Origin of the sequence: Agarivorans sp. B2Z047 (genome assembly GCF_023373605.1) — a bacterium.
Taxonomy (GTDB): Bacteria; Pseudomonadota; Gammaproteobacteria; order Enterobacterales; family Celerinatantimonadaceae; genus Agarivorans; species Agarivorans albus.
The window spans coordinates 3407387-3424643 of sequence record NZ_CP088080.1 but is presented as its reverse complement, the minus strand read 5'-3'; the positions used below and the strand labels follow the sequence as shown (position 1 = coordinate 3424643).

Annotated in this window: 15 protein-coding genes; 12 read left to right on the top strand and 3 right to left on the bottom strand. The window is 44.5% G+C overall.

Annotated elements, in window-relative coordinates; all coding sequences use genetic code 11:
* Positions 1 to 60: 60 nt before the first annotated feature.
* The 5 genes from prmB to LQZ07_RS15530 all read left to right on the top strand — a co-directional run bounded on the left by prmB (position 61) and on the right by LQZ07_RS15530 (position 4092).
* Positions 61 to 984, top strand: coding sequence for a 50S ribosomal protein L3 N(5)-glutamine methyltransferase (gene prmB / locus LQZ07_RS15550; protein WP_152781104.1), 924 nt, complete (start codon positions 61 to 63; stop codon positions 982 to 984).
* A gap of 11 nt (positions 985 to 995) precedes the next feature.
* On the top strand, positions 996 to 2084 hold the full coding sequence (gene aroC, locus LQZ07_RS15545; RefSeq protein WP_152781102.1) for a chorismate synthase: 1089 nt from the start codon (positions 996 to 998) through the stop codon (positions 2082 to 2084).
* A gap of 80 nt (positions 2085 to 2164) precedes the next feature.
* Positions 2165 to 2677 carry an elongation factor P hydroxylase gene (locus LQZ07_RS15540; protein WP_152781100.1) on the top strand — a complete coding sequence of 171 codons (513 nt, stop codon included), beginning with the start codon at positions 2165 to 2167 and terminating at the stop codon, positions 2675 to 2677.
* Complete coding sequence (locus tag LQZ07_RS15535) at positions 2670 to 3845, top strand: ATP-NAD kinase family protein (protein WP_152781098.1); 1176 nt, start codon at positions 2670 to 2672, stop codon at positions 3843 to 3845. The genes LQZ07_RS15540 and LQZ07_RS15535 overlap by 8 nt, the downstream gene beginning before the upstream one ends.
* A complete protein-coding gene (locus LQZ07_RS15530; protein WP_152781096.1) occupies positions 3790 to 4092 on the top strand; it encodes a hypothetical protein in 303 nt (100 codons plus the stop codon). Before LQZ07_RS15535 ends, LQZ07_RS15530 begins: the two co-directional genes overlap by 56 nt.
* A gap of 66 nt (positions 4093 to 4158) precedes the next feature.
* Here LQZ07_RS15530 and LQZ07_RS15525 read toward each other — a convergent pair whose 3' ends face one another.
* Positions 4159 to 5130 (bottom strand): GGDEF domain-containing protein, encoded by a 972-nt coding sequence (locus LQZ07_RS15525; protein ID WP_152781094.1) that lies wholly within the window; start codon positions 5128 to 5130, stop codon positions 4159 to 4161.
* The gene (locus LQZ07_RS15520) at positions 5127 to 6173 is read right to left on the bottom strand and encodes a response regulator (protein WP_040307574.1); all 1047 of its coding nucleotides are present in this window, start codon (positions 6171 to 6173) and stop codon (positions 5127 to 5129) included. The genes LQZ07_RS15525 and LQZ07_RS15520 overlap by 4 nt, the downstream gene beginning before the upstream one ends.
* A 289-nt stretch (positions 6174 to 6462) precedes the next feature.
* Here LQZ07_RS15520 and LQZ07_RS15515 point away from each other — a divergent pair, with 289 nt between their 5' ends.
* On the top strand, positions 6463 to 7035 hold the full coding sequence (locus LQZ07_RS15515) for a DUF922 domain-containing protein (protein WP_194164089.1): 573 nt from the start codon (positions 6463 to 6465) through the stop codon (positions 7033 to 7035).
* Positions 7036 to 7092: 57 nt separating this feature from the next.
* Here LQZ07_RS15515 and mnmC read toward each other — a convergent pair whose 3' ends face one another.
* Positions 7093 to 9144, bottom strand: a complete 2052-nt coding sequence (gene mnmC / locus LQZ07_RS15510; protein ID WP_152781091.1) for a bifunctional tRNA (5-methylaminomethyl-2-thiouridine)(34)-methyltransferase MnmD/FAD-dependent 5-carboxymethylaminomethyl-2-thiouridine(34) oxidoreductase MnmC — start codon at positions 9142 to 9144, stop codon at positions 7093 to 7095.
* Between the two features lie 114 nt (positions 9145 to 9258).
* On the opposite strand from mnmC, the gene fabB reads away from it, so the two are divergent.
* From fabB to accD, 6 genes are all read left to right on the top strand, one after another.
* Positions 9259 to 10476, top strand: a complete 1218-nt coding sequence (gene fabB, locus LQZ07_RS15505; protein WP_016403418.1) for a beta-ketoacyl-ACP synthase I — start codon at positions 9259 to 9261, stop codon at positions 10474 to 10476.
* Between the two features lie 112 nt (positions 10477 to 10588).
* Positions 10589 to 11713, top strand: coding sequence for a 4-phosphoerythronate dehydrogenase (locus LQZ07_RS15500; protein WP_152781089.1), 1125 nt, complete (start codon positions 10589 to 10591; stop codon positions 11711 to 11713).
* Entirely contained in the window at positions 11713 to 12738 is a 1026-nt protein-coding gene (locus tag LQZ07_RS15495; protein ID WP_152781087.1) for an Asd/ArgC dimerization domain-containing protein, read from the top strand. Before LQZ07_RS15500 ends, LQZ07_RS15495 begins: the two co-directional genes overlap by 1 nt.
* Positions 12739 to 12922: 184 nt before the next feature.
* Entirely contained in the window at positions 12923 to 15259 is a 2337-nt protein-coding gene (locus tag LQZ07_RS15490; protein ID WP_152781085.1) for a FimV/HubP family polar landmark protein, read from the top strand.
* Positions 15260 to 15400: 141 nt separating this feature from the next.
* Positions 15401 to 16189, top strand: a complete 789-nt coding sequence (truA, locus tag LQZ07_RS15485; protein WP_152781083.1) for a tRNA pseudouridine(38-40) synthase TruA — start codon at positions 15401 to 15403, stop codon at positions 16187 to 16189.
* Positions 16190 to 16323: 134 nt separating this feature from the next.
* On the top strand, positions 16324 to 17256 hold the full coding sequence (gene accD / locus LQZ07_RS15480) for an acetyl-CoA carboxylase, carboxyltransferase subunit beta (protein ID WP_152781081.1): 933 nt from the start codon (positions 16324 to 16326) through the stop codon (positions 17254 to 17256).
* The last annotated feature ends 1 nt before the right edge of the window (position 17257 follow it).

The following is a 17257-nucleotide window of genomic DNA, read 5'->3' as shown; positions in this document are numbered from 1 at the left end:
TTATTATCAGTTGTGCCTGAAGCCATATAGTGGGTGATTGTACTTAATCTGGAGGCCAAATTGGAAAAGATATTTATCGAAGAAGCAATCGATGAGTTACATACTATTCAAGATATGATCCGCTGGGCGGTGAGTCGATTTAATGCTTCTGGCGTTTTCTATGGTCATGGAACTGACAACGCTTGGGACGAAGCTGTACAACTTATTTTGCCTAGTCTTCATTTACCATTGGACGTTGATCCAGAGGTAAGGCATGCGCGTTTAACTCGTCAAGAACGTAGTTTATTGGTTGAGCTGGTGGTTAAGCGTGTTCAAGAGCGCCTGCCTGTGGCTTACTTAACCAATAAAGCATGGTTTGCTGGTTTAGAATTTTACGTGGACGAAAGAGTGCTTGTGCCTCGTTCTCCTTTTGCTGAACTTATTGAAACCCAATTCTCGCCGTGGTTGGTAGAAGAGCCTAAGCGGATACTAGATTTATGCACGGGCAGCGCTTGTATAGCTATTGGTTGTGCTTATGCTTTCCCCGAAGCAGAAGTAGATGCGGTTGATATTTCGGAAGACGCCCTAGCAGTAGCCGAGATTAATATTCAAGGGCATGGCTTAGAGCAACAAGTTACGCCTATTTTGTCTGATGGCTTAAATGAGCTGAAAGGACATACTTATGATCTAATTGTCAGCAATCCACCCTATGTTGATGCTGAAGACATGAGTAACTTGCCAGATGAGTTTATGCATGAGCCTGAGTTAGGCTTGGCATCGGGTTTTGATGGTTTAGAGTTAACTAAAAAGATTTTGGCTGATGCCGCAGATCACTTAACTCCAAATGGTTTGTTAATTGTAGAAATTGGCAATAGCCAAGTGCATATGCAGCAACAGTTTCCCGATGTTCCGTTTACATGGATAGAGTTCACCAACGGCGGGCACGGAGTATTTATTATTAGCCGCGAGCAATTGCTTGCTTGCCGCTCGCAATTTGAACAGTAAGGATAGAATTAATGGCAGGAAACAGCATTGGCCAGCTCTTTCGCGTAACAACCTTTGGTGAAAGCCACGGTGTTGCACTGGGTTGTATTATTGATGGGTGTCCACCGGGACTAGAAATTAACGAAGCAATGATTCAAAAAGATTTGGATCGTCGTAGACCGGGTACATCACGCTATACCACCCAACGTCGTGAACCTGACCAAGTTAAAATTCTTGCAGGTGTATTTGAAGGAAAGACTACCGGTACCTCGATTGGCTTAATGATTGAGAACACCGATCAGCGTTCAAAAGACTACTCTAATATTAAAGATATGTTCCGCCCAGGCCATGCAGACTACACCTATCATCAAAAGTACGGTACCCGAGATTACCGTGGTGGTGGTCGCTCCTCTGCGCGTGAAACCGCTATGCGGGTAGCGGCGGGTGTAATCGCTAAAGAATATTTGAAGCAACATCACGGTGTAGAGATCCACGGTTACTTAAGTGAACTCGGGCCAGTAAAAGCTGAGAATATCGACTTTTCTCAAATTGAGCAGAACCCGTTTTTCTTTCCAGACGAAAGCAAGTTGGAAGAGCTTGATGAGTTTATGCGAGCGCTGAAAAAAGAAGGTGATTCAATTGGCGCGCGTTTAAGTATTGTTGCTAAGCAAGTTCCAGTTGGCTTAGGTGAGCCAGTATTTGATCGTTTAGATGCTGATATTGCGCATGCATTAATGGGCATTAACGCAGTTAAAGCGGTAGAAATTGGTGATGGTTTTGCGGTAGTTAACCAACGTGGTAGTGAGCATCGCGATGAAATGACGCCTGAAGGCTTTAGTTCTAACCATGCCGGTGGTGTGTTGGGGGGCATTTCGTCAGGTCAAGATGTGGTTGCACATATTGCCTTAAAACCCACTTCAAGTATTACCGTACCCGGGCAAACTATTGATAAATATGGCAAGCCGGTAGAAGTTGTGACCAAAGGGCGCCACGACCCATGTGTTGGTATTCGCGCAGTACCGATTGCTGAAGCAATGTTAGCAATTGTGTTAATGGATCATTGTTTACGCCAGCGCGGCCAAAACGGCGCTGTAGCGACAGAAACGCCGATCCTGCGTTAGGCATATAGCCATTAACAGTAAGCCCTTAAATGTTGCATTTAGGGGCTTTTTTATAGCATAGCGGGAACTAGAGAATAGCGATGCTGGATGACGTAAAGCAGCTTATTTTGCTGTTTAATGAAACCTTTGATGATTTAAATACTGAGCTAGTTGCCGGAGAAGATGAGCCGATTTATCTACCAGCAGGTGAAGGCAGGGTTAAGCACCAAATAGTGTTTGCTCATGGTTTTTATGCCAGTGCCTTACACGAGATTGCTCATTGGTGCATTGCCGGTGAGCAGCGCCGACAGTTAGAAGATTATGGATATTGGTATAAGGCCGATGGGCGAAACCAACAGCAGCAATTGGATTTTGAAAAAGTGGAATATAAGCCACAAGCCGTGGAGTGTGGTCTAGCGCGTGCTGCAGGACGTACTTTTCAAGTGAGTGTTGATAATTTATCTGGCTTTCAAAGTGACCGCCACGCATTTGCTGCTGCGGTTGAGGAACAGTATCAGCTATATTTGCAGCAAGGCTTCCCGGCAAGGGCTCAAAAATTCATTACTGTGTTAAACAAGGCAAACCAAGCATTGGTTGAGGTTGCAAATGATTAAATTGGGTTTGATTGTAAATCCCATTGCTGGTGTTGGGGGTAGCGTAGCGCTAAAAGGCTCTGATGGGGTGAGTGAACAGGCACTTGCTAAGGGTGCAACAAAAAAAGCCAACTTGCGCGCTGAGCAAGCTTTGCAGGCGCTAAGCCAAGTTCAACAAGCGTTTATTGTTTACACCGCGTCTGGCGAAATGGGTGAAGACTTGTGTCAAAAGCTATCGTTGCCTCATGAAGTGATTTATCAAGCTAATCAACCCTCAGATGCGCTTGATACTCAACAAGCCTCGCAGCAGCTGGCTAAGCTTGGTGTAGAGCTACTCATTTTTGCGGGCGGAGATGGTACCGCTCGAGACGTGCTTAGTGCTGTGGGCGAGGGAACTAAGTGTTTAGGTATTCCTGCTGGTTGTAAGATTCATTCTGGCGTTTATGGCGTTACGCCCGCTGCTAGTGGCATTGTTATTGAGAAGCTAGTTAAAGGCGAAATGCTAAGCCTTAAAAGCGCCGATGTAATGGATATTGATGAACAAGCTTTTCGCCAAGGAAGAGTGCGTGCTAAGTGTTTTGGCGAGATGCTCGTGCCTGATGAATTGCGTTATGTTCAGTCGGTTAAGCAAGGTGGTATTGAATCTGAAGAGCTAGTTTTGCAGGATATTGCCGCCGAAGTGATAGAGTTGTTAGAAGATGAGCAGTTTATCGCAGGATCAGGCTCCACTGTAGCCGCTATTATGCAGGAGTTATCACTGCCTAATACTCTTCTAGGAGTAGATTTGGTTAAAGATCACCAAATCGTCCAAGAGGATTTGACCGAAGCTGAGCTGATTAATAGAATAAGCGACGTACAAACTAAGCTATTGATTACACCCATTGGTGGTCAGGGACATTTATTTGGCCGTGGCAATCAACAACTAAGCCCAGCGGTTATTCGCAAGCTTGGCCGGGAAAACATTGTAGTTGTAGCAACAAAAACTAAACTTAAATCTTTGCATGGACGCCCGTTGATTGTTGATACTGGCGATACAGAACTAGATAAGAATTTATCTGGAAGCATCAAGGTAATTACTGGTTACCGAGATTATATTATGTATCGAGTATCGAACCCTGAAAATGAGGTTACCGATGCTCAAGAATTATGTCACCCTGCTGCAGACTTACCTGAACAGCCACGACACTAATCTAAATGCTCCACCAAAAAATGTTATTCAATACCTAAGTGATCATCTTGGGGTTGTTGCAACACTAACTGAATTAAGCGGTCGCCCAATGGTGCATTGCTTAAAATCACAAATGCATATTGCCTTGTTGGATGCTCACTTTGACGGTGAAACAGACGAAACTATGCAATCGCAGGTAGAGGCTTTATGGCGCGATGCTATTTCGTTTGCTGATAGTCAACAGCAAGTTGTTTCTGCTGTAGCCTAAGTGATTAAGTAAAGAATCAAAAAAGCAAAGCTTCGGCTTTGCTTTTTTAGTTTGTTTTCCTGAGTATTAATCAGGTGCTTTATGAGCAAACAGACTGGTTTGGTTTCGACCGTTGTGTTTACTTTGATACAAGGCTTGGTCGGTATTCGCTAACCAGTCTTTAGCACTGGCAGTTTGATCATCTAGCTCTGCCACTCCCAAGCTCACAGTAAATGGAATTTCCACCCCATCTACTACTGGTTTTAAGGCCTCAATAGCGGTTCGTAAACGTTCACAAAATATTTTGGCATGCTCCGAATCGGTATCGGTTAAAATAACGCCAAATTCTTCGCCGCCATAACGCCCTGCAATATCAGTTTTACGCATAACCTTGCGTAAGGTATCACCCACTAAAGTAATGATTTTATCGCCAGCCGGATGACCGTAGGTATCATTCACTTGTTTAAAGTGGTCAATATCAAACATCACTAGAGAGCTAGGCGCGGTGTTTCGTACAAAGCGATTAAACTCTTGTTCTAATCTGTCTTGCCAGTATCCTCGGTTGTATAACTGAGTGAGTTTGTCGGTACGGCTTAGTATTTTTAGCTCTTCATTGACCTTTTGCGCTTCAAGTTTATTCACTGCGTTATCGGTAACATCATAAATAATTAAACTAATATGGGTAACGATACCGGTTAATGACGTAAGCGGAATGATGGTGATGTTTTGGTACATAAAATCTACCGTACCGGTGATTGGGCGATAGTTTTTAAAGGGGAATACGTGCGGCCGCTGTTCCCAAGTGGTAAATGCACGGTTCTTTAGAAAAAACACCGAATCAATTTTGTGGCGCAGCCAATCTTCTGGAAGCTGCGGAAATAGCGAGAACAGCTTTTTACCTTGGGCTTGGTCGGGACGCAAGCCACTGTGAGTTTCCATGAAGTTGTTCCACACTTGTACTTGGTAGTCTTTATCGAGCACCACTAGTCCGACATCGATAGTTTGTATCATGTCCAGCATCCAGTGGAACTCGTTCATTTCATTTTGATGTTGGCTCATTGGTGCTCAAATAAGTAAGAAATTTTGTTATTTAGAGTTGGCAGTGAATCTTCAGTAATCAGCAATAATAAGTCACATTGAATGTTGTGCTTTTCAATAGTGTAGTTGATTTCAATTGCCAAAGTTTTTTGCCAGCGTTGGGTATTACTGTTTATTAAGTCGCCGATATTACAATGTTGTCCCAATACCACGGGGTGGCCTTGTGAAAAGCCAACATCTAGTTGGTCGGATACTCCCTTCAGGCAAGCACCGATAAGAATGTTGGCAATGTCCATTAGCACTTCTAGTTGCCCATTGTCATCTAATTCGCCTTGATAATTCATAAGCTTAGACATATCAGCGAAACTAGAATCGTGGAACAAAAGCAGCGCTTCTCCGGCGATACCAGAGCCAATAAAGCCTTGGCAAACCGCCGACATTGCTTCGTTTTCTTCAACCGAAGTCAGCGCCATATGCAATTCACTGGTTTCAAGAATATTAACGTTAGGGATAGGTAAAACGATAAATGCATCGAGTAAGCGCGCTAGTAAGTCGGCAGCTCGTCCCATCGCTACGTTGGCAATCTCTTGGTAGTGGTCCCTAAAATCGACAATTTTCGGTGAAAGTGTATCGTTGACCGGTGCCGGCATTTTATCTAAAGCGGCTAAGTCGTTTTCAAGTTCAAGCAGTTGCTGCGATTCAACAATGCCGTAGGCAACCAAGATTTCACCAATTTTAGCTTTGTTCGTAGGCTTTTTAATGAAGTCGAGGGCACCAAGTTGTTTAACTCGGGTATAGGCTTCGGGTTGAACATCGCCAGACACCACAATAATCAGTGCCGGTAAATCGTTCTTCTGCACTTCTTCTAGTACTTCATATCCGTCCATTACTGGCATGTTGAGATCGAGGAAAACCACGTCTCCTTTACCTTGACGGATCAAGTCAACCCCTTCTTGGCCATGTTTGGCGAAGCTTATCTCTACATCCCAGCCAGGTGGAAGGCTGCGGGCCATTTGCTTTCTTGCGAGGTTGGAGTCATCGCATATGAGAATTGGTAACGACATAATTTACTATTAACTCTCCTTGTATGCTGACAGTATGAAGCTAAATGCCAACCTTGCTAAGTCTCAATTGATAAAAAACAGAGATTTGTATGCCGCGCTTTGAGGTGATTCACAAAAACTGTTCTGTAGTTCGGTGTAAAGATAAGTTTAGTCGAGAAGTTATTGATTATTAGTTAAAGTTTCAAACTTGTGCTGACTGTCTGTTATGCTGCAGGGTCAAAATATAAAAATAAATCTATTAATTAGCTTTAAAGCTAGTAAACGGAAGTGGACTTTTAGAGGAACTAAAGTGAAACCAGCAAGATGGATCAGGCAAGGAGTAGTGGCCGTTTGTATACTGTTTTCTGTATGCGCACAGTCTGCCTCGGTGCAAAGTAGTATAGAGTATTATGATGTTAGCGCTCATGATTTAAACCAATTACGTAATCAGCTGAAAGCGCAAGGTCCCCAAAAACAAGGAAATCGTTACAGTATTGCTGCGCAATATCGAATGAATTGGACACCTAAGGTGCAAATTCGTAACGACCGTTGCGAGGCCCTCCAACCGGAGTTACAGCTAAGTGCTGATTTAGTGATGCCTCGTTGGATAAGCCAAAGTAATGCAGATTTCGCAGCCCAACAATCTTGGATTGGCTATATTGCAGCTGCTCAGCAGTACCACCAAAAAATCACCCGTTTAATAGAACAAAGTGTTGACCGCTTTATTCAGCAAACTCAAGGCTTAAGTGCAACTGAGTGCGACAAACTAGAAGCACTAATTAATGCCAAAGGCAGAGCGGCTTTAGCTAGCGCACAACAAAAGGTTCGTACGTATCAGCGTCAAACACGCCATGGCGAGTCTTTAGGTTTAACAATACCTTAAGTTATCAGCAATTTGGGCCAAGACTATTTTGTTAGCTTGGCCAATTAGAACGTTGATTCAACACGCAGATCTATTTTTGAACTCACGATAATTTAAGGCTAAAGGGCGGTTTTTTACTAAACGTCGGTTCCAAAAACGATGTGGATGAACGCAATTTAAAGTACTTTGCTTAAGTGGTATCGGTTCGTTACACAGTTGAGCGGCTAACAACTCCGTAGCAAATGGTGCGCTGCATATTCCTCTTGAACCAAAACCAATAGCAACAAATACTCCACCATAACTTGGAGGATTCACCTCTTGCCATTGCCGTTGGTATTGCTCACTAAACAATTGCTCCAAATTTGGCAATTGGCCTATCAATGGAAAATGGTCGCGCACTGCGCAGCGGGTTGCTGCTCGGCCTGGTATATTTGCCAGCTTTAGTTGCTCATTCCACGGTTGGGGCTGACACTTTCTAATTGCCTTTAAGTTGCTCTCTGCTTCGTTGGCTTTTAGCTCAAGGCTTAAATCATTGCGAATGTAACTGGCACCAATGCAATGTTGCTGTTGATTGGCAGGTGTTAAGTAACCTTCGTAACACAATACTTTACTGAGCTTACTTAGTTGAGGCGTTGTTTCGATATGGCTGACTTGCCCACGCACAGGGGTGATGGGAAGCTGCTCCGCTTGGGGCAAATTCAATAGATGGTGAGACTGACAGAAAACTATATTGTTATGTTGTTTTACCTGTGAGCCAAAATGTAGTCTACAGTCTTGGTTCTCTAGTTCAAACTCGCTTAACTCATGCTCGTAGTGCACACTTAACAGACCAGATTGCTCCGCTGCTTTTAGAATGGTTTGCACACATTGTTTTGCATTCACCCAGCCTGCGTGAGGGTAAAACAAAGCTTCATCATCTAAACTCACGCCAGCCAGCTCGCTAGCGGTAGCCTTATCTACCGGGTAAACCAAGTTTTTAGGGTAGCCAGCTTGAGCAATATTGAGATTCTTTGCTTGAGACTTTTCGTTATATGCCAATTGCAATAGGCCGCAGTAATCGTGTTCAACTTCTAACTGCTGTTGTGCCAATTCCGCCAACACTTGATGATGATAATTAAAGGCATGCTGAAAAAACTCACTAACGTGAGGTTGGTTAGGGCTAAGTAAAGGATACACTGCGCCTTGTCGGTTGCCGGAGGCCTCTAAAGCAGCAGCGCTGTTTTTTTCATATAAACTAACGTTTATTCCACGTTTAACTAAAGCATAGGCGAGGCTAACACCAGCAATGCCCGCGCCAATAATTGCGATGTCTTCTCCCGCTCTAATCCCATTGCGGCTGTATAGTCGGGAGTTTAGGCTTTGAGGCGCTGTTTGCTGTTTAAAACGGCCCACTAACATGTCACGCTTTCGGCCAAAACCTTTTGCTTTTTGCGTATCAAAGCCTACTTCAATCAAACCTCTTCTCACAAAGCCTGCTGCGGTAAAGGTGGCTAAGGAAGCATCTTCAGCCGAAAGTACAGCCATGCCCTCAAATAATTTTTGTGTCCACATATCAGGATTTTTGCTGGGAGCGAAGCCATCTAAAAACCAAGAGTTAACCAAGCCTCCGCTGATGTTCGGGACTTCTGGCAGATTGTGGTGCACATCGCCGATCCAAATGTCTAAGGTAATGGGTACCGGGTGGCGAAAGGCAATTCGATGACATCCTGGCGTCATAATTTGAGGGTAGAATGCAATTAGCTGGTCACTGAACTCTTTAAGTTCAGGCCATTGTTTTAGGGCTTGGCTTAGATCGTTTAGTGATAAAGGGTGCTTTTCAAAGCTAATAAAATGTAGTCGAGTTAACGCCGTATCGGGGTTTGTTTCGAGAAATTGCTGGTAATGCTGCCATGCCGCCAAAAAGTTTAAGCCAGTGCCAAAGCCTGTCTCGGCGATAACGTAGCTAGGACTTTGATGGTTTTGCCAGCGCTCAGTGAGTTGATTTTGTTCAATAAAAACGTAACGACTTTCGGCCAAACCATTGTCTACAGAAAAATAGACATCGTCGTAATCGGTAGCCACAGGGGTACCTTCTGGATTCCAATGAATCGTGGCTGTTGTGGTGTTATTCACATTATCCGATGAAGACAAAACTTTACCTCGAGTTTTACTAGAAAATTTAAGCGTACACGTGTACTCTCATCCGACCAGATTAGGCTGCAAAATCGGTAACATAGCAGCAAATACAACCCGTGAGACCATCTGATGAAAAGAGCAGTTATCACCGGGCTAGGCATTATATCTAGTATCGGTAACAATAAAGAAGAAGTATTAGCATCCTTACAAGCAGGTAAATCGGGAATTACCCATTCACCTGAGTTTGCCGAGCAAAACTTACGTAGCCAAGTATGGGGTGATTTAAAAATTAACCCAGCTGAGCATGTTGATCGCAAAACCATGCGTTTCATGGGCGACGCTGCAGCATTTTCTTACCTTTCAATGCAACAAGCTATTGAAGATGCCAAGCTAGCTGAAGACTTAGTATCAAACGAGCGTACCGGTTTAGTTGTTGGCTCTGGCGGTGCGTCGTCTAAAAACCAAGTAGAAGCGGCTGATATTTTGCGCGCCAAAGGCGTGCGTCGTGTTGGTCCTTACATGGTACCTAGAACCATGTCGAGCACCACTTCTGCTTGCTTAGCGACACCGTTCAAAATCAAAGGCGTAAACTATTCAATTAGCAGCGCTTGTGCAACCAGTGCTCACTGTATTGGCCACGCTTTAGAGCTTATTCAATTAGGCAAGCAAGACGTTGTTTTTGCTGGTGGCGGTGAAGAGCTTCACTGGACCCTAGCCATGGAATTTGATGCTATGGGCGCATTGTCGACTAAATACAACGACAACCCAGAGCTTGCCTCACGTACTTATGATGCAGACCGAGATGGTTTTGTTATCTCTGGCGGCGGCGGCATGGTTGTGGTTGAGGAGCTTGAGCATGCGCTTGCACGTGGTGCCAAAATCTACGGTGAAGTAGTGGGTTATGGTGCAACGTCTGATGGTTACGATATGGTTGCGCCATCTGGTGAGGGCGCAGTGCGTTGTATGCGTCAAGCTATGCAAGGGCTAGAAGGTGACATTGATTACGTAAATACCCACGGTACTTCAACGCCGGTAGGCGATGTGAAAGAGTTGGGTGCAATTCAAGAAGTGTTTGGTGGCAACAGCCCATTAATTAGCGCAACTAAAGCGATGACTGGTCATGCATTAGGCGCGGCAGGGGTTCACGAAGCAATTTACTCTTTGCTGATGATGGAAAATGACTTCGTTGCACCAAGCATTAACATCAATACCTTGGATGAAAAAGCCGAAGGTTTGAACATTGTGGCTAATGAAGCCAAGAGCGCGAAGTTAAATCGCGTAATGTCTAACAGCTTTGGTTTTGGTGGTACTAACGCCACGCTTGTAATCGAACGTTTCCAAGACTAAATCAAATTTGTTTGAAAAAAGCTGCCTTTAGGCAGCTTTTTTTTTATGGAATTTATAACGCGTGGTAAGATTGCCCACCTCAAAAATTAGGTAGCCTCCAATAGCATACGCAATGAAGATAGTTGTCGACGAAAATATTCCCTTTGCTCAACAAATTTTAAGTCAACACGGTGAAGTTGTGGCTGTAGATGGCCGAACTATGCAGCCGCAGCAGTTAGTTGATGCTGACGCCTTATTAGTTCGCTCAGTGACCAAGGTAAATCAGCAGCTCCTTGCTCAAGCTAACAAATTAAAGTTTGTTGGTACCGCCACCATTGGCATCGAACATGTAGAGCAAAACTATTTAGCTGAGCGAGGCATTGCTTTTGCTAGCGCCCCAGGCTGCAATGCGATTGCTGTAGGGGAGTATGTAGCAACTGCTTTGTTAGCAGCCACTGAGTATCGCCAGCAATCACTAGCGGGAAAAACCATTGCGATTGTTGGTGCCGGAAACACCGGTTCACAAGTGGCAAAGCGTGCTGCAGCTTTAGGTATGCAAGTAATGCTTTATGATCCACCACTTGCTGAGCAAGGAGCTCTCGATAATTCGGTAAGCTTTGAGCAGGTGCTTGGTGCCAACGTTATTAGTTTACACGTACCATCTACTGCTACGGGTAAGCACCCCACATATCATCTGTTTAATCAACAGGTTCTTAGCAAACTCACACCAGAGCAGATTTTGGTTAATGCTTGTCGTGGGGAGGTCATAGATAACCAAGCCTTGCTAGAACTTGCAGCGCAAGGGCAATCACCGCTATTGGTATTGGACGTATGGGAAGGTGAACCCACTATACTTGAGCCGTTAGTGAAGCATGCCTTTATTGCCACTCCGCATATTGCTGGTTATAGCTTAGAGGGGAAAATGCGTGGCACCAGTATGGTGTACCAAGCCATGTGCCAAGCATTAAAGATTGAAGCTAACGATTTAAGTGAGCAGCTGTTACCTGAGCCTGAGTTTTCGCAGATTACCCTCAAAGGGGAGTTAAGTGATTCTCAGCTAACAAAATTGACCCAACTGGTTTACAACATTTTTGCTGACGATCGCCGTTTTCGCCAGCATGGAGCAAGCCCTTCAGGGTTTGATAAGCTCCGCAAATTTTATCCGCAACGCAGAGAGTTTTCTGCCTTGCAGGTGGTTAATCAACATAAGCAAGCAAACCTAGGTGCGCTTGGCTTTAACATTCAAGAGAACAAGTAATGCAACAGTTTCATAATGTCGCAATTATCGGTGCAGAAAGTGAGCAAAGTCAGCAGTTGCTAAGCCTACTAGAGCAACGAGAGTTTCCTGCTGCGCAGATTTTCCCTTTAAACATCGACGTAGCAGAAGAGCTCGACGAAGAAGAGCAGGAAAGTCGCTTAAAGTGGCAAGGTCAAAGCCTTGAAATTGCTGAAGCACAGTTAGTTAATTGGTCGGAAGTGAGTGTAGCTTGGTTGCTCTCTAGTGAAGAAGCAGCCGTTGATATAGCTGAACAGGCCCGCCAACTTGGTTGTGTGATTATCGACATGGTGCATGCCAACAAAGAGGCTTACTCATGGGTGCATGCCGCGGTTAACCCTGAGCAAGTGGCTGAAGGTTTGTCTGAGCGTTGGTTAAATTGCCCAAGTAGTTTAGCCGGACAACTAGCCTTGCTACTGCACATAATCCAACAAGATGTTGAGTTAGAACGAGTAGAAGTAAATGCTATGCTGAGCGCGGCGAATAAAGGTAAGCCGGGTGTTGATGAGCTAGCAGGACAAACAGCGCGTTTGCTAAACGGTTTGCCGGTTGAGCCTAAACTGTTTGCTCAACAACTTGCGTTTAACCTATTGCCAGAGCAGGGCGAGGAAGTGTTGCTGGGTGCTAACCAATTTGAGGCTGAGTTAAGTGAACAGTGTCGAGCCATGTTGCAGTCTCCTGAGCTTAGCATCAATGTAAGCGCGCAACATGTTCCGGTATTCTACGGTGATACTTTGTCACTGCATTTGTACGGAACCTATTCCTTAGATTTGCTAAGCATTAAAGAATGGTTAACGAACCACCAAGCTTTTGAACTGGTAGAAGATGAACTGGTTACGCCGGTAAGTAACATTGCAAACAGCGAATCGGTAGTTCTAAGCCGTTTACGCCAAAATCCAAATACAGAAAATGGTGTTAACTTAACTTTAATGGCCAATAACCCGCAATCAGGTGTGGTAGCGAACGCCGCTTTAATCGCAGAAACTTTAATAAAACAATATATTTAAGCGATTTATGTTTAGATAATTGTCAATGCGCCGATAACTCTAGTTGAGGAAAAGCGTAGTAAAATGCGATCTAGGCGTAAACTGTTAGTTGTTTCGCTAGATCGCTGATTGTTAGCTGGTTATATTAAAGCAATAACAAAGGATTGAAGCGATTCAGTCTCCAGGAAGAAAACAAGGAAAAACTATGGGGCGGAAGATTTCCCTCGTTGCATTGTCGGCTGTTTTATCATTTTCAACTCTCAGTACAGCCATCGCACAAGAAACGGGTACCTTTTATGTTGAGTTAGTGGGGCCAGACGAAGTTGTTGGTGAACCTGAACAACAAACATATGGGCCGGTGCGCAGCAATGACACTTTATGGGCTATTGCGAGTTTAAATCGTCCTTCCCGTTCAATCAGCGTGTATCAAATGATGTTCGCAATATTGAATAAAAACCCTCAAGCCTTTAATAACGGCAATATTAATTCCATTATCAATGGTAGCTATCTTTCGCTTCCTACGCTTGAAGAAGCGCAAGCGGTTAACCATCAAGCTGCGGTAAGAGCCTTAGCGCCGAAGAAAACCACTAAAGTGGTGGGTAATAAACCGGCAGCACAAACTACTACAACGACTACGCCAGTTGCTACGCCTAAAGCGGTTACTCCCGCTCGCCCAATGGCAGATACAGGAGCCTTAGAAAAAACCCAAAAAGATTTAGACTCCTTACGTGATCGCCTAGAAACGAGAATTGACGAGCTAGAGCAGTTAAAACGTCAAGAATTTGATGTACTAAAACAGCAAATGGATGAATCTAGCCAGCAGATGGTAGGTTTGGCTGAAGTAAACCATCGCATGAAAATGCGCATTCAAGAGCTAAGCGATGAGCTAGCCAGTATTCGTGAAGAGTTAAACGAAAACCGTCGCAATCAAACTCAAATATTGCAACTGCTAGAAAAACCAAAAATTGACGCCAGTGAGATGGACAAAGAAAGCAGCTCGGGCTTCTTTTCTTCACCTTTAAATATTGGCTTAGTGATTTTTATTCCAATTCTGCTTATTGCACTAGTGATTACCTTGCTGTTTAGACGTAAGGCCAAAAAAGAGCTAGAAGAGCAAGATAAGGAAATGGCTGAATCAACCATCAATATGATGGATGATGAAAATGATGAGTTTTCACAGCTATTTAGCGACAACTTAGAGCCTGAAGATGAACAAACCGAAGACTTAAATAGTCAGTTTGAAGAAGATGAGCCAGATCTAAGTGTAGATGAAACGATCCCAGAGCCTGAATCGTTTGAAGATGATACCGATGATTTAGAGCCCGAAATTGAAGAAGCTAGCTTTGAAGACTTTGCTGCTGCGCAAGAAGAAGCTGACCCGATTAGTGAGATTTCTTTAGACGACAGTGAAATGGCGGCTTTAGATGCCTTTGAATCTGACGACCTTGTTCCATCGTTAGATGATGCACTTGAGGAAGAAGGCTCAGCGGAAGAAGATCCTGATGCGGTAATTAGCGCCGATGACCTTGCCGCTGCCTTAGCCATGGACGACGAGGAAGACTTGTTTGAAGTGAGCGAAGAAGGCCCGGCTGATGACGATGAACTTTCATTTGAAGATGCGCTAAAACAGCAGCAAGAAATGGAAGCTGAGTTATCGGAAGTTAGTGAGCAAGAAAAAGTCGATTTAGACAACATTGATTTATCAGCAGAACTAGACGAAGACGAGTTAACTACGCTTGAAGACCCAACTGCTAGCCTAGAAGATGAGTTTGAGAATTTAGACGGTGAGTCAGGAACGCTTGAAGACGCTGCCGCTGACTTAGCAGCATTAAGTGCTGCTGAAGAAGTAAGTGACGCTGCAGAGTCTGAAACTTCTGCTGTCGAAGAGCCAGAAGCCTTTGACCTAGATGATGACTTTGTTGATTTAACCGAACTGGAACTTGAAGATCCATCTATTGAGGCTGCGGAGGAAGCTGCTGAAGCAGTTGCCGATAACGTTACCGATATCGGTGATTTTGAAAGCGAGCTTGAAGACCTAGCGCTCGAGCCTCTGGCTGAGGAAGAGACGCCTGAGCTATCCACAGATTCGCTTAGTGACGATACGGAAGATAAAGAAGATGAAGTTTCTGATGATGACATTGATAGCATGTTTGCCAGTTTTGGTTCAGATGCTTTCAATGAAAATGCTGAAGCAACTGAACAAGATGAACTTCCTTCTCGTAGCGACATCGAAGAACGAGAATTTGTCGACATCGATATGCTTCTAAATGATGCAGACGAAGACAGTACCGACGAAGCCGATCCATACGACAGCCCGAGCCTAGACGTAGAGCTTGATTCGTTCCCAGACGTGTTGCCGCAAGAGCAACCTGCCGTTGATGTTGACGCAAATGCCGAAATGGCTTCCAAGCTTGATTTAGCGAGAGCCTATTTGGAGATCGACGATCAAGACGGCGCTAAGAAAATTCTTCAAGAAGTGCTAATTAGCGAAGATAAAAGTTTGAAAAAAGAAGCCGAGGAGTTACTTTCTCGCTTTAGCTAAAACTTAGTTATACGGAAAAAGGCAGTGATCTTATCACTGCCTTTTTTGTATCTGCTATTCAACAGAGGGTGCTGATAAAGCGGTGACTTTGTGCTGTCATTTTTTTATCATAGCCGCCAAAGATACAATCAGTGGTAATTTATGCGCATCGCTTTAGGCATCGAATATGATGGTGCCGGATATTTTGGTTGGCAACGCCAACGAGACGTTCAATCAATCCAGCAAGAATTAGAATCTAGCCTATCTATCGTGGCTAATAGCCCGATCGAGGTTCAATGTGCAGGTAGAACCGATGCCGGCGTCCATGCAACCGGACAAGTGGTGCATTTTGATTCGCCCGTTGAGCGCAAAATGGCGGCTTGGACATTAGGCGTAAATGCTAACATGCCAAAAAATGTTGCCGTGCGCTGGGCTAAACCGGTTAGCGACCAATTTCATGCGCGTTTTAGCGCTACTGCCCGTCGCTATCGCTACGTTATCTATAACAGCCGATTTCGCCCTGCAATCCTTAATCAAGGCTTGAGCTTTTATCATCAGCCGCTAGATATAGAGTTGATGGAACAAGCAGGGCAAGCGCTGCTTGGGGAACAAGACTTCACCTCTTTTCGTGCTGTGCAGTGTCAAAGCCGCAGTCCATTCCGCCGAGTTGAACATCTAAAAGTGAGCCGCTACAACGATTATGTAGTGGTGGACATTAAAGCCAATGCTTTTGTGCATCACATGGTTAGAAATATTGTTGGTAGTTTATTGAAAGTAGGCCAGCAAGAGCGACCAGTAGAATGGATTGCTGAGTTATTGGCAGTAAAAGATCGCGCTCAAGCTGCAGCCACTGCCAAAGCTGCTGGTTTGTATTTGGTGCAAGTTGATTATCCCGAAGAATTTGATTTACCAAATTTGCCCATCGGACCGTTGTTTTTGCCAGCAAGTTAAAAAAAACTGTACGATAATGAAGGGTTAGACCAGTTTTATGTAAAATATTTTGGCCAATTGTGGTTTAATTGCCGCCATTCAATGCATTCTGTTATCACGGCGATTTTATCGCCTATTGAGAAGTAAGGTTCCCGATGAGTTGGTTAGAGAAAATTCTTCCGAAAAGTAAAAGTGCTTCTGGTAAGCGACGCAATATTCCAGAAGGTGTATGGACCAAGTGTGCTTCCTGTGAGCAAACTTTATACCGTGCAGAGGTAGAACGTAACCACAATGTTTGTCCCAAGTGTGACCACCATATGCGGATTGGTGCTCGTGACCGCTTAGAAGCCTTCTTAGACCAAGATGGTCGTGAAGAATTAGCGGCAGAGCTAGAGCCTCGCGATAAGCTTAAGTTTAAAGACAGCAAAAAATACAAAGACCGTATTGCCAGCGCTCAGCGCAATACTGGTGAAAAAGACGCATTAGTAGTAATGAAAGGTGAGCTGAAGGGTTTGCCTGTAGTGGCCTGTGCCTTTGAGTTTGCCTATATGGGTGGCTCTATGGGCTCGGTAGTGGGTGCACGCTTTGTAGCCGCGGTAGATAAGTGCTTAGCAGAAAACCGCGCCTTGATTTGTTTTTCTGCCAGTGGTGGTGCACGCATGCAAGAAGCCTTGTTCTCGCTAATGCAAATGGCGAAGACCTCGGCGGCGTTGGCTAAAATGCGTGAAAAAGGTTTACCTTATTTCTCAGTGCTTACGGATCCGACCATGGGCGGTGTATCTGCCAGCTTTGCAATGCTGGGTGATATTAATATTGCCGAGCCAAAAGCCTTAATTGGTTTTGCTGGTCCTCGCGTTATTGAACAAACCGTTCGCGAGAAACTACCTGAAGGATTCCAGCGCAGTGAGTTTTTGCTCGAGAAAGGCGCTATCGACATCATTATTGACCGCCGTAACATGCGTGACCGCATTGCTGGAATGGCTTCAAAAATGATGGGCATTGTAAGCACGGATACCGAGGTGTTGGTTGAGCCTATCGATGCTGATGAAGATTTAGGACCGACTATTTCTGCCAACGAAAAAGAATAAT